Source organism: Noviherbaspirillum album, assembly GCF_035916955.1.
Taxonomy (GTDB): Bacteria; Pseudomonadota; Gammaproteobacteria; order Burkholderiales; family Burkholderiaceae_D; genus Noviherbaspirillum; species Noviherbaspirillum album.
Genome location: NZ_JAWIIV010000018.1, coordinates 40,771 through 55,249 on the forward strand (window position 1 = coordinate 40,771; position 14,479 = coordinate 55,249).

Annotated in this window: 13 protein-coding genes; all 13 read right to left on the bottom strand. The window is 61.6% G+C overall.

What is annotated here, in order from left to right; genetic code table 11:
• Positions 1-4 precede the first annotated feature (4 nt).
• Positions 5-742 carry a flagellar motor protein gene (locus RY831_RS19660; RefSeq protein ID WP_326508085.1) on the bottom strand — a complete coding sequence of 246 codons (738 nt, stop codon included), beginning with the start codon at positions 740-742 and terminating at the stop codon, positions 5-7.
• The gene (locus tag RY831_RS19665) at positions 724-1,455 is read right to left on the bottom strand and encodes an RNA polymerase sigma factor FliA (protein WP_326508086.1); all 732 of its coding nucleotides are present in this window, start codon (positions 1,453-1,455) and stop codon (positions 724-726) included. Before RY831_RS19665 ends, RY831_RS19660 begins: the two co-directional genes overlap by 19 nt.
• A gap of 53 nt (positions 1,456-1,508) precedes the next feature.
• Positions 1,509-2,318, bottom strand: a complete 810-nt coding sequence (locus tag RY831_RS19670; RefSeq protein ID WP_326508087.1) for a MinD/ParA family ATP-binding protein — start codon at positions 2,316-2,318, stop codon at positions 1,509-1,511.
• Positions 2,311-3,630, bottom strand: coding sequence for a flagellar biosynthesis GTPase FlhF (flhF, locus tag RY831_RS19675; protein ID WP_326508088.1), 1,320 nt, complete (start codon positions 3,628-3,630; stop codon positions 2,311-2,313). The genes RY831_RS19670 and flhF overlap by 8 nt, the downstream gene beginning before the upstream one ends.
• On the bottom strand, positions 3,627-5,711 hold the full coding sequence (flhA, locus tag RY831_RS19680) for a flagellar biosynthesis protein FlhA (protein WP_326508089.1): 2,085 nt from the start codon (positions 5,709-5,711) through the stop codon (positions 3,627-3,629). The genes flhF and flhA overlap by 4 nt, the downstream gene beginning before the upstream one ends.
• Positions 5,708-6,874 carry a flagellar biosynthesis protein FlhB gene (gene flhB, locus RY831_RS19685; RefSeq protein WP_326508090.1) on the bottom strand — a complete coding sequence of 389 codons (1,167 nt, stop codon included), beginning with the start codon at positions 6,872-6,874 and terminating at the stop codon, positions 5,708-5,710. The genes flhA and flhB overlap by 4 nt, the downstream gene beginning before the upstream one ends.
• Before the next feature lie 241 nt (positions 6,875-7,115).
• Positions 7,116-8,330: an EAL and HDOD domain-containing protein gene (locus RY831_RS19690; RefSeq protein ID WP_326508091.1), complete on the bottom strand. Its 1,215-nt coding sequence runs from the start codon at positions 8,328-8,330 to the stop codon at positions 7,116-7,118.
• A gap of 157 nt (positions 8,331-8,487) precedes the next feature.
• Complete coding sequence (gene cheZ / locus RY831_RS19695) at positions 8,488-9,147, bottom strand: protein phosphatase CheZ (RefSeq protein ID WP_437126298.1); 660 nt, start codon at positions 9,145-9,147, stop codon at positions 8,488-8,490.
• A 7-nt stretch (positions 9,148-9,154) separates the two neighbouring features.
• On the bottom strand, positions 9,155-9,553 hold the full coding sequence (gene cheY / locus RY831_RS19700; protein ID WP_326508092.1) for a chemotaxis response regulator CheY: 399 nt from the start codon (positions 9,551-9,553) through the stop codon (positions 9,155-9,157).
• 315 nt (positions 9,554-9,868) lie between these two features.
• On the bottom strand, positions 9,869-10,945 hold the full coding sequence (locus RY831_RS19705; RefSeq protein WP_326508093.1) for a protein-glutamate methylesterase/protein-glutamine glutaminase: 1,077 nt from the start codon (positions 10,943-10,945) through the stop codon (positions 9,869-9,871).
• Between the two features lie 166 nt (positions 10,946-11,111).
• The gene (gene cheD / locus RY831_RS19710; RefSeq protein ID WP_326508094.1) at positions 11,112-11,723 is read right to left on the bottom strand and encodes a chemoreceptor glutamine deamidase CheD; all 612 of its coding nucleotides are present in this window, start codon (positions 11,721-11,723) and stop codon (positions 11,112-11,114) included.
• A 3-nt stretch (positions 11,724-11,726) separates the two neighbouring features.
• A complete protein-coding gene (locus tag RY831_RS19715) occupies positions 11,727-12,614 on the bottom strand; it encodes a CheR family methyltransferase (protein WP_326508095.1) in 888 nt (295 codons plus the stop codon).
• Between the two features lie 109 nt (positions 12,615-12,723).
• Complete coding sequence (locus RY831_RS19720) at positions 12,724-14,412, bottom strand: methyl-accepting chemotaxis protein (protein ID WP_326508096.1); 1,689 nt, start codon at positions 14,410-14,412, stop codon at positions 12,724-12,726.
• Between the last annotated feature and the right edge of the window lie 67 nt (positions 14,413-14,479).

Consider the following 14,479-nt stretch of genomic DNA (forward strand, 5'->3'; position numbering starts at 1 on the left):
GCGATCAGCGGTAGGCCAGCATGCGCTCTTCGACGATGCGCACGTTGTCGCCATTGGCCACGCTGCAGAAAACATCGGTCAGCATTTCACGCCGGCGCACCTCGTCGGTGACGATGGACTTGAGCTTGTTGGCGATCGGCAGGAACACCAGGTTAGCGAGGCCGACGCCGTAGACGGTGGCCACGAACGCGACTGCGATGCCGCTGCCCAGCCTGGAGGGATCGGACAGGTTTTCCATGACCTGGATCAGCCCGAGCACCGCGCCGAGAATGCCGATGGTCGGCGCATAGCCGCCGGCAGCTTCCCAGATTTTCACCGCCTGGCGTTCGCGCCGTTCGAACGTGGAGACATCGACATCGAGTATTTCGCGGATCTTGTAGGGATGGATGCCGTCGATCACCATGCGCAAGCCCTTTTCGGTGAAAGGATCCGTGACGGCGCCGAGATGGCGTTCGAGGCTGAGCAGACCCTCGCGCCGGGCGGTGTTGCTCCAGGTGACGAGATCGCGCGAGATGCCGGCGCTTTTGTCTTCCGGCGGGCGGAACACCCAGCGCAGCATGGACGCGCCGCGCATCACGTTGCGGCTGCCGCTCTGCAGCAGCACCGCGCCGAGCGTGCCGACGGTAACGATCATGAAGGCGGCCGGCTGCAGCAGCGAATCGATACGCCCGCCCTCGATCATCTGTCCGAACAGGATGCCGGCCAGCGCCAGCAGCAGTCCGGCTAGGCTAGCCCAGTCCATGCCTGACCCTTGAGACGCGCGCGCATGCGGGCAATTGCCTGGCTGTGCAGCTGGCATACCCGGGATTCGGAGACGCCCATCACGGCGCCGATTTCCTTCAGGTTCATTTCCTGCTCATAGTAGAGCCCCATCAGGATTTTCTCGCGCTCGGGCAAGGCTTCGATCGCCTGGATCACTGCCTGGCGGAAGCCGCCGTTCATCAGGCTCTGCAGCGGATCGCCGGACTCGTCGACGCAATAGCGGTCAAGGAAATGCTCGTTTTCGTCCTTCTCGTGGAAGTCTTCGTAATACACCAGCTGGTGGCCGCTGCCTTCGCTCAGCAGTCCCTGGTATTCGGTCAGCGACAGCTTCATCTCGGCGGCGATCTCCGCCTCCTTGGGAGGACGTCCGAGGCGCTGCTGCACCTTGTTCATCGCCTCTTCGATCTTGCGCATGGTCTGGCGGATGCTGCGCGGCAGCCAGTCGCTGCTGCGCAGCTCATCGAGCATCGCGCCGCGGATGCGCTGCACCGCATAGGTTTCGAACTGGGCGCCATGCGTGTCTTCATAGCGGCTCACCGCGTCCAGCAAGCCAATCATGCCGGCCTGGATCAGGTCGTCGACTTCTACGCTGGGCGGCAGCTTCGCTTTCATCTGGTGGGCCAGACGCTTGACCAGCGGAGCATGCATTTCCAGCAAGTGGTTCTTGTCGGATTTTCCGCTAACGGTATACATTGTGTTGATTCGTTTCGGATGCCCAGCCGGGCATCCATCCCAGAAATGCCATGTTATCGCGCCGCCGCCGCATCGGACAATACGAACTTTCCGGCCAGTCGGCGGAAGGCAACGGAAGCGCCCGCCAGCGGGAAGGCATCGACCACGGCGCGGCCGAGGTGCATGGCTTTCTTCAGGTGTTCATCGGGAGGCACCGAGCCCATGGAATTGAGCTTCACCGCCAGGTAACGATTGGCCGCCTGCGCCATGTTCTGGTACACGAGCTGCGCCTCCTTGTCGGAGGCGCCGGTCACCAGCAGGCTGAACGGGCGGCGGCCGAGCTGGCCGTTGACCCGCTTGATCAGCGTATAGGCGGCCTTGATCGATGCAGGGCTGTTCGACACCTGCACCACGATTTCGGTTTCCGCCAGCGCCGGAATGGCGAATGCGTCGTTGCCGTCGAGTTCCGCGTCGACAACCACGATATCTGCGCGCGCGGTCAGCACGCCGAACGCATCATCGAGGCGACGCGCGCCTTCGGTGCCGCTCTCGGGCAGCTTCTGCGCACCGCGCTTCAACGCCGCCACGCTGAAGCCCTGGGGCATGGGCTGCATCAGCTCGTCGAAGGCGCGGTCGTGCTGCGATGCCTGCAGCAGCGAACTTCCGCGCACCGCCTTCAGGCGCGAGGCGATGCCGTCCGCGCCGACGCAGGCGTCGAGCAGCAGCACGTCCCTGCCCGCCTGCGCCAGCGAGGCGCCGAGGTTGACAAGCATCGCGCCTTTTTCATCCGGCGATGCCGCCGACAGGAAAGTGAACACACGCGGCTTGGGGCCGGCCAGCATGCGGCGCAGGCCTTCGGCCTGGTCGAAATCGAAACTAGCCAAGTGTCACCTCGCGCAGGCTCTTGTCATTCATTGCATGAGCGGTATTGGCGATGACCAGCGGCAGCTCTTCATCGGAATACTGGAACGGCGCAGTCTCGCGCTTGAGCTTGAACGCGCGGTCGACCAGATAATGGGCATTGGGCACATGCAAGTCTTCCGGCACGCGCTGGCCGTTGGCCACATAGTAGAGACTGAGCTTCTGGCGGATCATTACGTCGAGCACGTTGCCGACGGTGGCTGCCTCGTCCAGCTTGGTCATGATGCAGCCGGCCAGGCCGCCGCCCTGGTAGGAGCGCACGACTTCGTTCAGGGTTTCGCCGGTGGAAGTCGCGGACAGGCAGAGCAGGCGCTTGACCGTGGATTCGGTGCCGGAAAGCATGGCAATCTGTTCGGCCACCATCTTGTCGCGCTGGCCCATGCCGACGGTGTCGATCAGCACGGTATGCTTGTTCTTCAGTTCGTCGAGGGCGATGCGCAGGTCGGTCTCATCCTTGACCGAATGCACCATCACGCCGAGGATCTTGCCGTAGATGCGTAGCTGTTCGTAGCCGCCGATACGATAGCCGTCGGTGGTGATCAGTGCCAGCTTGCCGGCGCCGTGGCGCATCACGCAGCGCGCCGCCAGTTTCGCGGTGGTGGTGGTCTTGCCGACGCCGGTGGGTCCGACCAGCGCATAGACGCCGCCCTTGTCGAGAATCTCGTTTTCGTTACCGATGATGCTGAGGTTGCGCGACAGCACCGACTTCACCCAAGTCAGGCAATTTTCGGCCGTCTCGTTCTTCGGCAGGTTCTGCGTGAGGTAACGCGCCAGGCTGGCGCTGAAGCCGGCGGAGAGCAGTTCGCGCAGGACGGCGGCCTTCGCCGGTTCGCGCTTTTGCTGGGTGCTCCAGGCAATCTCGGCCAGCTGGGATTCCAGCATGCCGCGCATGGAACGCAGTTCGCTCATCACTTGCGCCAGCTCGGCTCCGCCGTGGGATGCCGGTGCGGCATCGCGGCTGGCGGCAAGGGCATCGGCCAGGTTTGCGGCCTGGTTGTCGTCCGAGGAAGGCCTCGGCGATGACACCGGAGCCTGCCTTGCCTGGACTTCCTGCTGGCGGCCGGCGCCGAAGGCATTGAGCGTCGACTCCGACAGCGCCGGCCTTTCGACCACCGGCTCCGACAGCGACGACATGTCTTCGGGTGCCATCGCCAGGATCTCGATCATGCCGTTGATCGTCCTGTTGGAGAGGATGACGGCATCGGGCCCGAGCGCTTCGCGCACCTGGCGCCATGCGTCGCGGGACGAACTGGCGGAAAATTTTCTTACATTCATGCTTGGCCTCCAACCAGGCTGGTGACTCTAATTGTTTTTGAATCCGGAAGTTCCTGGTGCGACAGCACCTTGAGCTGCGGCAGAGCGCGGCGCAGGAAGCGCGCCAGCAACGCACGCAGCGGGCCGGGCACCAGCAGTACCGGTGTCAGTCCCATCTGTTCCTGCTGGCGCGCGGCCTGTTCGGCTTGCGCGGCGATGGTATCGGCCAGACCCGGCTCGATGCCGGCGCCGTCGGGGCCGCTGGACTGCAGCGCCTGCATCAATATGCGTTCGAGGCGGCTGTCGAGGGTAATCACCGACAGCTCGTTGGTCGCCGGGAAAATCTGCTGGACGATGGCGCGGCCGAGCGCGATGCGGACCATGGCCGTCAGCTCGTTCGGATCCTGCGTCTGCGCCGCATATTCGGCCAGGGTTTCGATGATGGTGCGCATGTCGCGGATGTGTACGCCTTCGATCAGCAGGTTCTGCAGCACTTTCTGCAGCGCCGACAGCGAAATCATCTTCGGCACCAGATCCTCGACCAGCTTCGGGCTTTCCTTGCCGAGGTGGTCGAGCAACTGCTGCACCTCCTGGCGGCCCAGCAATTCGGCGGCGTGCGAGGTGATCAGGTGGTTCAGGTGGGTGGCGATCACGGTGCCGGCATCCACCACCGTGTAGCCCAGCGCCTGCGCATGCTCCTTCATGCCGCCGTCAACCCAGGTGGCCGGCAGGCCGAAGGCCGGATCGGTGGTGACGGTGCCCGGGAGCGTGCCGTTGACCATGCCCGGATTGATCGCCAGGAACTGTCCGACATAGGCTTCGCCGGTGCCGACTTCCACACCCTTGAGTGTGATGCGGTAGGCCGCCGGCTTGAGTTCGAGATTGTCGCGGATGTGCACCGGAGGCGACAGGAAGCCAACCTCCTGCGCAAACTTCTTGCGGATGCCCTTGATCCGGCGCAGCAGCTCGCCGTTCTGGCCCTTGTCGACCAGCGGGATCAGGCGATAGCCGACTTCCAGCCCGAGCGTGTCGACCGGCACGATATCTTGCCAGGACGCCTCTTCCGATTCGGGCGGCGCAAGCGCGGCTTCCGGCACCGGCGGCGGGGCCTCTTCCTCTTTCTGTATCCGTTGCCTCATCAGATAAGCACCGCCGCACAAGGCGCCACCCAGCAGAATGAATGCGATATGCGGCATGCCGGGGATCATGCCCATGCCGCCGATGATGCCGCCGGTGATGTACATGACCTGCGGCTTGGCGAACAGCTGGTTGACCATCTGGCCGCCAATGTCCTGTTCACTGGAAACACGCGAGACGATCACGCCTGCGGCAGTGGAAATGATCAGCGAGGGAATCTGCGCGACGAGGCCGTCGCCGATGGCCAGCAGCGTGTAGTTCTTGAGGGCGGCATCGAAGGCCATCTCATGCTGGACCATGCCCACGACCAGTCCGCCGAAGCAATTGATCACGGTGACGAGGATGCCGGCGATCGCATCGCCGCGCACGTATTTGCTGGCACCGTCCATCGAGCCGTAGAATTCGGCTTCCTGCGACACTTCGGTTCGCCGGCGGCGTGCCTCCTGTTCGCCGATAAGACCGGCATTGAGGTCGGCATCAATGGCCATCTGTTTTCCCGGCATCGCATCCAGCGCGAAACGGGCACCGACCTCGGCGATACGGCCCGCACCTTTTGTCACCACCACGAAGTTGATGATGGTAAGAATGACGAACACCACGATACCCACCGTGTAGTTGCCGCCAATCAGGAAGTGGCCGAAGGCTTCGATCACCTTGCCGGCGGCGTCCGGGCCTTTATGGCCCTCGGTCAGCACCACCCGCGTGGAAGCCACGTTGAGCGACAGGCGCAGCATGGTGGAGACCAGCAGCACCGCCGGGAATGCCATGAAGTCGAGCGGCTTGACCGTATAGAGGCTGGTCAGCAGCACGATGATGGACAGCGCGATATTGAAGCTGAAGAACATGTCCAGCACGAAGGCCGGCAGCGGCAGCACCATCATCGCGAGCATCATGATGATGAGGATGGGCGCCGCCAGCGCCTTGCCTTGTCCGGACAACCATGCGGGCATTTTAAGGCTGTTCATTGCATGCGTCCGTCAGGTTTCTGCGACGCCGGATTGTGCGGGTCGAGCTCCGGCGGAACCGGGACGTTGTCCGGCGCTTCTGGGCGCAGGCCGCCGTGCTGGCCGTAGGCGCGCAGCTGGAATACATAGGCCAGCACTTCGGCCACCGCGGTATAGAGCGTGGCGGGAATTTCATCGCCGAGTTCGGCATGCTTGTAAAGCGCGCGGGCCAGCGGCGGCGCTTCGAGCAGCGCCACCTTGTTCTCCGCGGCGATTTCGCGGATCTTGGCGGCGACTTCATCGGCGCCCTTGGCCACGACTTTCGGCGCGCGCATCTTGCCTTCGGTGTATTTCAATGCGACCGCATAGTGGGTCGGGTTGGTCACGACCACATCGGCCGTCGGCACTTCGGACATCATGCGGCGCTTGGCCATCTCGCGCTGCAACTGGCGGATGCGCGCCTTCACATGCGGATCGCCGTCGGATTCCTTGGACTCCTGGCGAACCTCTTCCTTGGTCATTTTCAGCTTGCTCGCATACTGCCACAGCACATATGGCACATCGATCAGCGCGATCACAACGAGGCCGCAAACAATTGCGATGAAGCCGGTCACCAGCATGTCGCCGAGATGGGCGCTGCCTGACTGCAGCGGTTCGGTGGCCAGCGCCAGCATCGGTTCGAACTGACCCTTGATGACGAACCAGGCAATGGCGCCCACCAGCAGCGTCTTGCCGATGGCCTTGAGCAGTTCGACAAGAGAGCGCACCGAGAACATGTTGCCGATGCCGCTCATGGGATTAAGGCGGGAAAATTTGGGTGTCAGCGACTTGGTGGTGAACAGCCAGCCGCCGATCAGCAGCGGCGAAGCAATCGCCACGAGAAGGAGGAGTCCGGCGAACGGCAGCATCGCCACCAGCGCATCGAAAACCAGGGTACCAAGCCTCACCATGAGCAGGCTTTCGTCGAATGCGTGTTCCCGTTCCAACGACAAGCCGGATGCCAGCATGCGATTGAGACTGCGGATCATGCCCTCACCGGTAAACAACATTCCAAGGCCTGCAGCGAGCAGCACCGTGCAGGTGGCAAGCTCCCTCGATCGGGGAACGTCGCCTTCCTCCCGCGCCTGTTCCAGTTTTCTGGATGACGCTGGTTCGGTTTTTTCGAGATCGCTATCCTCGGACATTGCCGACTCCTGTTGCGAGCTTCCTCATGCGACGGACGACGCATTAAGGGCCAATAGGAAGGATTATTCTCGAAATAACAGTTTGACCATCCTCAAAACAAGTGCGGAATCCCCGTCTTATTCAGGATGATTGGCACGCGCTGATGAATGATCTGCAAGCAAGGATGTCATGACAAGTCAAAACGTCATGAGATTGGGGCCGGCAAGGCCGGCGGACACGACTGAATGCGGCGAAGCATAGTCATAGCGTAATACGCTGCGCCCAGGCCAGTGCCGACAGCTGGGCCTGATTCACCTGGCGGGCATCGATGCACAGCGAAGCTGCCATGTCTTCCACTGCCTTGCTGTGCAATTCGCAAGCCTCTGCCAGCGCAAGGAAAGGGCCGTAGATGCCTTCGCGGGACAGCAGCGCCTGGGTAACCGATTCGGAGAGCTGGATTTTTTCCAGCACGTCTTCCATCGGTACGCCAAGCAGCTTGTCGAGCAACGAGAACATGCCGGCGACGAACAGGTTCTCGGCCTCCTGCCGCGGCAGGAAGGTGCTGCCCAGGAGTTCAGCGAAACGGCCGCGCACGATGGCGGCATGCATGAGCACCGGCGAGTAGCCGGTGGTGGTCGCGGTGGCGAGCAGCAGCGCCAGCCAGCGGTACAGCGGCGAATAGCCGAGCATGGTCACCGCATGCTTGAGCGACTGAATCTCGCATCCCAGCCCGAAGCCGGCCGAGTTGATGTAGCGTAGAAGTTTGTAGGACAGTGCAGCATCCCGCTTGAGCACGCTTTCGAGTTGCTTCACATCGGCGTTCTGGCGCACCATGTCCATCAGCTGCAGGATCAGAGACTGCGCAGGATTGAGTTCACGCGCATGCTGGCCCGGTCGCGGCGTCAGATGCAGGTTGCCGACGAACGCGAGCAGGTCCAGCTTCTTGCAGACATCATAAGCCTGCCAGTTGTCGACACGACGCGCGACAAGACGTATGGACAGCGAATTCAAGGCGCGAAACTGCTGTACCTGCGCCGGAAAGTCCGGCGAATCAACGGCAATCTCGATATGCGTAAGGCAGCCCAGCACCGCCCTGTCGAGCAAGGAAATATCCACGTCGCGCACGGATATGCCATAACCTCGTTGACGCGCCGACCTGATCGCATCGCCCGCTCCGTCATCGAGCAGGTCGCCGCCCCGCAGCACGAGAATCGTGCCTTTCGGCGGCAGCGCGCAGATCGACTCATGCGCGAGCAGCGCGGGTTTTGCTTCAATGAAGATGACCTGGTCGCCGAGAAGCGCTCCGGAATCGGACTCGTTGAGCTGCTGCGCTACGAAACCTGCAAGGAAAAGAATGTCCGCATCGTCGCGCCCGGCATCCGTCGCGCGGCTCCCCTGCCAGGCGATTTCATACCCGAGAGCCCGCTCCTGCGGGTTGACCAGAGGTTCCCGGACGATGAATTTTTCTGCTTGCATGGAATGACTGTCCGTGATGGGAGAATATCGCTAATGAGCTGAATGCGGAACGCTGAATGCTGAATGCATGTTGAAAACGCAATGGAAGCACATTCATGCCAAGGTGGGCGCAGCTTGAAAGCAGGAGCGGTTCCTCGCGGGTTTCGCCGCAGCCGGCTCAGAAACCCAGGCTTTCCAGCAGATCGTCAACCTGTCCCTGATCCGACACCACGTCCGCGTTTCCGGCCGGGTTGATCTGGGGCCCGTTGAGCAAGCCATTGCCGTTACCGTTACCGGTGCCAGCATCGCGGCGCACTTCCTGCGGAGAATAATCCAGCAACAGCTGCACCAGCTGCTGCTCTATGCCGTGTGCGAGTTCCGTCACCTTCTTGATGACCTGTCCCGTCAGGTCCTGGAAATCCTGGGCCATCATAATGTCCAGCATCTGCTGGCGGGACGATGCCGCATTGGCACCTGTCTCCTCGAGATAAGCCAGGGTACGTTCCATCAGCTCCCTGGCGTGCGCCTCGGAGTGCGGCGCCTCCAGAGCCGAGCGCAGTTCTCCCGCGAGTGCCGATGCGCCGCTCTCGATGCTGTCTTGCATCGGCATTGCATTCTCGGTTGCGGTCAGCACGCGCTGCGCAGCCTGCTCCGTCATTTTCGCGACGTAGTCGAGACGGTCGCGGGCATCCGGGATGTCGTGCGCCGCCTTGGCAATGAGCTTATCGAAACCGAGTCCGCGAAGATTGTCGTGCAACATGCGCGTCATGTGACCGACGCGCGCGAGCATTTCATCCTGCGCCGCGAGATCGGCGTCCGTCTCCCGGGAGAGCGGCAGACTCACGTCAGGCTCCGACCTTTTCAAGTTTTTCGAAAATCTTCGAGAGTTTTTCGTCGAGCGTCGCTGCGGTGAAAGGCTTGACCACATAGCCATTGGCGCCGGCCTGCGCCGCCGCAATGATGTTTTCCTTCTTTGCCTCGGCGGTCACCATCAGCACCGGCAGCTTCGACAGTGCCGCATCGGCGCGGATATTCTGCAGCATCGTCAAGCCGTCCATGACCGGCATGTTCCAGTCGGAGATGACAAAATCGAACTGTTCGCTACGCAGCTTGGACAGCGCCATCGAGCCGTCTTCGGCCTCGTCGACATTCGTATAGCCCAACTCCTTCAGCAGATTGCGAACGATGCGACGCATAGTCGAAAAGTCGTCGACCACCAGGAATTTCGTATTCGGACCCGCCATGAATTACTCCATTGTTTCTGCAAAATGTTATCGACAAGCCGTTCTGCTGCAGACCCGAACGGTAGGGCCTCAGTATAAACTTTTCGCCTTTGATTATGCACTCAAAGCTGCTGGATAAGGTGAACGAGAATGCCGGTACCGAAACATTTTCGACACATTGCAACCGTATCGTGCATTTTTATCAATGCTTTGCCGGGCTTGGCCGCTCATGACAGCCGGTGCGCCCGGCACAGCAACATCACCCTCTCCCGAAGGACAGGATAAAAACCGTGGCCGCCCGCCGCCGCGAGTAACGCGCATATCAGTCATGCCTTCTCAAACACGCAGCGCCCTGCTGCTGTTCGCCGCAAGATGTGCCAGCACCATGCTCGGGAGCGCCGACAAGGCTCCAACTTCATGGGCGGCGCCTACCGCGATGGCTTCGCGCGGCATGCCGAACACGACGCATGAGGCTTCGTCCTGGGCGAAGTTATGCGCTCCGGCATTACGCATCGTCAGCATGCCTTGCGCGCCGTCCTTGCCCATGCCGGTCAGGATGACGCCGACCGCATTCTTGCCGGCGAAGCGGGCCGCGGACTCGAACAGTACATCGACCGAGGGGCGGTGCCGGTTGACCGGCGGTCCCTGGTCCAGCTGCGTCACGTAGTTGGCGCCGCTGCGCGCAAGCTGCAGGTGAGAATGACCCGGCGCGATGAAGGCATGGCCCGGCAGTACCCGCTCTCCTCCTTCCGCTTCCCTGACAGTGATCTTGCACAGGCTGTCCAGACGCTTGGCGAAGGACCGGGTGAACCCTTCGGGCATGTGCTGCGTAATCAAGATGCCGGGGCAGTCCGAAGGCATCTGCATCAGAAAATCCTTGATGGCTTCGGTGCCGCCCGTGGAGGCCCCGATGATGATCAGCTTCTCGCTGCTGGTCAGCGGATTGCGGATCTGAGGCAGGGCCTCGCCGGGCACGCGGGCCGAATCCTGCTGCGCGATGGTGCGCGCCTTGACTCGTGCCTTCGCGGCAGCGCGGATCTTGTCGGTGATCAGCTCCGCATACTCGAGCATGCCATTCTGAATCGAAAGCTTTGGCTTCGTGACGAAATCGACCGCACCCAGTTCAAGCGCGCGCAGGGTGATCTCGGAGCCGCGCTCGGTAAGCGACGACACCATCACCACCGGCATGGGCCGCAGGCGCATCAGTTTCTCGAGAAAGTCGAGGCCGTCCATGCGCGGCATTTCCACATCCAGCGTCAGCACGTCGGGATTGGTCTGCTTGATCAGTTCGCGTGCCACGATGGGATCGGGCGCGACGCCGACGACTTCCATGTCGGGCTGCTTGCGGATGATTTCGTTCATCACGCTGCGTATCAGCGCGGAATCGTCAACGATCAGTACTTTGGTTTTCATGACTATGGCCTTCTATTGATTCGGCCCGAAAAACGGTTCAATTTCGGGTCGCTGATCTCACCCTCTACCTCTGGGAGAGGGCCGGGGTGAGGGGATCCGGCCCAATATATTTTCTCGACGGATCCATAGGAAGCGGCGGATCGCGCCGTTCAACCCATGCCGCGGATCAGCCGAACAGTTCGATGTCTCCCGCCACCGGCGTCGACTGCAGCCGGCTCGCGTAATCCTGCTCGCGGTTCACCAGGGTATTGTTATTGAGTTGCTTGAGCTTCTTGACCAGCACCTTGCCGGAGCGCGGAAAGTAGTACACCTTGCGAGGGTGGATGTCGTTCAGGTCTTCGGCCACGATGCGGATATTTTCCGCACGCAGATAGTCGCGCACGAATTGGGAATTGCGCTCGCCCACATTGATGGCGACGAAACCTCGCAGCACGTTGCCGCCGCCGAATACCTTGGCTTCCAGGTTCTCGCGGCGCGCGCCCGCCTTCAGCAAGTCGTTGATCAGCACTTCCATTGCATAGGTTCCGTATCGCATGGAGGCCGACACCGGGCTGTCGGCATCGCCGCCGCTATCGGGCAGCATGAAGTGGTTCATGCCGCCGATGCCCGTGACGCGATCGCGGATGCAGGCCGAAACGCAGGAGCCGAGCACCGTCACGATCAGCATGTCCTTGCAGGTATAGTAGTACTCGCCGGGCAGGATTTTCGCCGCGTCGCAATCGAACGTGCGATCGTAGTAGACATTGGTGGCGAACTGCTCTTCGATTCCGTAGCTCATGAATTATTTCTCAATCCGGGATGCTGCGGCACGTTGCATGGCGGCCCCACGGGTTTCAAGTTCGTAGACAGTCTTGCCTTTCAGCTTGAAGGCGTCGGAGACGTAAAGAAAATTTTCCGAGTGGCCTGCGAAGAGCAATGCGTCCGGCTTCATTAACGGCGCAAAACGCGCCAGAATTTTACCTTGAGTCGGCTTGTCGAAATAAATCATCACGTTGCGGCAGAAAATGGCATCGAAGGGACCGCTTACCGGCCAATCCCCCGACAGCAGGTTGAGCTGCTTGAACGTCACCATCTGCCGCAGCTCGGGCCGCACGCGTACGAAACCCTCATGCTGCCCCTTTCCTTTCAGGAAGAAGCGGCGGGCACGTTCCGGTTCCATCTTATCGAGCCGGTCCATCGCATAGATTCCGGCGGACGCGGTGTTGAGCACATTGGTGTCGATGTCCGTCGCGATCACGTGCGACTGGGCTGCGGCCGGGCCGAGCGCTTCGCACAAGGTCATGGCGATCGAATACGGTTCCTCTCCGGTGGAACTCGCGGAGCACCAGACGGTGACGGGCTCCTTGCGCTTTCGTACATGCTCGGCGAGGATGGGAAAGTGATGCGCCTCGCGGAAGAAGGAGGTCAGGTTGGTAGTCAGCGCATTGGTGAAGGCTTCCCATTCGCCATCCTCGGGCCGGCTCTCCAGGCTGTCCAGGTAAGCCTGGAAGGAACGCGTACCGGTGGCGCGCAGGCGCCGTGCCAGGCGGCTGTACACCATTTCCTGCTTGCTATCGGCCAGTGCGATGCCGGCGCGCCGATGTATCAGCGAACGCACCCGCTCGAAATCACGCGACGTGAAATCGAATTCCTTGGAAGCTTCACTCTTGCCCTGTTTGATAACTTGCATTGGGTCAGACATCTTTCTTACCTGTTTCACAACTCGATCACTACTCGATCACTACTCGATCACAACTCGATTCCCGGCCGGTGCGGCCAGGATGCCGGCGCCGCGCGCCCTACCTGTTTCCCGGCTTCCTCGGCTGGGCCTGTACCGGCCGTATCGCCTTCAAAGCACGTGCCGGCTTGTGCTCGATTGCCGACGGCGCCGGCATCCTTGTTGCTGTCGCCGCCGCTGAGGAAGCTGCATTCGGCGCCAGTGCCGACGCTGACCGGTAACCGATCCGGAATCCGCCCCAGTGCCGGCCGTTCACATAGATCGGCGCCGACAGATCATGCATCACTTCGCCCGTATCCCGCTTGTAAGTCTGCAGCAGGAAGGGCTTGGTATTGGAGCCGCAACGGGATCCGGTGCGATCGTTGAAGATGCGCTTGGTCCTGTTATTGACAAGGTCGGTGTCGTAATCGCCTGTCAGCGGTTTCGAGAACTTCTTGTTATGCGTCGGGAAATAACCGTTATTGTCCACCGCGCCGGCATATGCGATCTGCGGCATGTTCTCGAGGATCTTTTCCTGTATCGCCGGCAGCGCGCGATCGGTAAAGCTGTCGAAACTGGTCGTGTGCTTGGGCGGATTGGTGTTGGGCACCGGCCTGTAGCTGCGGTCGAACAACGCGGCCTCGGTGATCTGGCCGCTGGCGATCGCCTGTTCGAACAGCTTGCCGATCTCGCGCGCGGCGCGCTGGGCCACGCCCTTGATCTCGTCATGCGAAGTCTTTGCGTTGGAACGCGCCAGCGCATCGAACAGGACTTCGCCACGCTCGGACAACATCATTGCCGAACGCGTCGCGCGCGGCAGCTCCTCTTCCGTGGCAAGCATGCCGTCGCGGATGCGCGATATGGCATCGGCGATCAGATGCGACGTTTCGACATGCTCGCGCGACGCGGTTGCGATCTGCTGGATCTCGCTTTCGGAAACGCCAGCCGAGCGCTCGATATTGCCTAGATAGCCATGCACCTTTTCCACGTTCTGCGCGGCGTCATTGACCTTCACCGTCAGCGCCGTCATGCCCGACGCGGCGCGTTCGGCTTCTTCATTGATTTCCCGCACCATGGCGCCGATATCGTCCGTGGCCGACTTGGTACGTTGAGCGAGCTGGCGCACTTCTCCGGCAACGACTGCGAAGCCGCGGCCGTGCTCGCCCGCGCGCGCGGCCTCGATCGCGGCGTTCAGGGCGAGCAGGTTGGTGCGCGCGGCGATTTCATTGATCACTTCGGTGATCACATGGATGCGGCGCGCCCGCTCCTGCAATTCGGACATCTGCTTCGATGCCGTCTGCGCATCCAGGCGCGCATTGCTGATGCGCTGCAATCCCTGGTCCACTTCCGCGCGGCCGGCCACGCTTTCCGCACGCACATCGGCGGCCACGCGTGAAGCGCGCTCCGCGTTGGCCGCGATCTGCTCCGTTGCGTCGACGGTCTGTCCGGCGCGAACGGCGATCTCTTCAGTTGTCTGCAGGTCCTGGTCGACCTTCTTCTTGATCGAATCGACGAAATAGGAGGTTTCTGCGGCGCCGATCATGATGTGGTCGACTTCCTCGCCAAGCTCGGCAACGCCGGACGCATCACCCGAGCCGGCTCTGCGGTAGGCCAGGAGGGCAATCAGCGCTGACGCCGACGATGCGAGCGCCGCAGCCGCGATCGGTCCCACGCTGTCGCCGCCGATCAAGTGGCCGAGCGCTCCCGCCGCCATGCCTCCCGTGATCGTGGCGACTCCAAGCGCGAGATATTGAACTGGCTTTCGTTTCATGATTTCCATTTCATCTCCCAAATAGGATGGCTACCGCATCGTTCTGCCTGCATCCGTTCCCCCTGAT

What these genes read in the sequence shown, in the direction of transcription:
- flhF (WP_326508088.1), bottom strand. Translation starts at nt 3,630, where the DNA reads ATGAATGTAAGAAAATTTTCCGCCAGTTCGTCCCGCGACGCATGGCGC.
- RY831_RS19715 (WP_326508095.1), bottom strand. Translation starts at nt 12,614, where the DNA reads ATGCAAGTTATCAAACAGGGCAAGAGTGAAGCTTCCAAGGAATTCGAT.
- RY831_RS19690 (WP_326508091.1), bottom strand. Translation starts at nt 8,330, where the DNA reads ATGCAAGCAGAAAAATTCATCGTCCGGGAACCTCTGGTCAACCCGCAG.
- flhB (WP_326508090.1), bottom strand. Translation starts at nt 6,874, where the DNA reads ATGTCCGAGGATAGCGATCTCGAAAAAACCGAACCAGCGTCATCCAGA.
- flhA (WP_326508089.1), bottom strand. Translation starts at nt 5,711, where the DNA reads ATGAACAGCCTTAAAATGCCCGCATGGTTGTCCGGACAAGGCAAGGCG.
- cheY (WP_326508092.1), bottom strand. Translation starts at nt 9,553, where the DNA reads ATGGCGGGTCCGAATACGAAATTCCTGGTGGTCGACGACTTTTCGACT.
- RY831_RS19665 (WP_326508086.1), bottom strand. Translation starts at nt 1,455, where the DNA reads ATGTATACCGTTAGCGGAAAATCCGACAAGAACCACTTGCTGGAAATG.
- RY831_RS19720 (WP_326508096.1), bottom strand. Translation starts at nt 14,412, where the DNA reads ATGAAACGAAAGCCAGTTCAATATCTCGCGCTTGGAGTCGCCACGATC.
- RY831_RS19660 (WP_326508085.1), bottom strand. Translation starts at nt 742, where the DNA reads ATGGACTGGGCTAGCCTAGCCGGACTGCTGCTGGCGCTGGCCGGCATC.
- RY831_RS19705 (WP_326508093.1), bottom strand. Translation starts at nt 10,945, where the DNA reads ATGAAAACCAAAGTACTGATCGTTGACGATTCCGCGCTGATACGCAGC.
- cheD (WP_326508094.1), bottom strand. Translation starts at nt 11,723, where the DNA reads ATGAGCTACGGAATCGAAGAGCAGTTCGCCACCAATGTCTACTACGAT.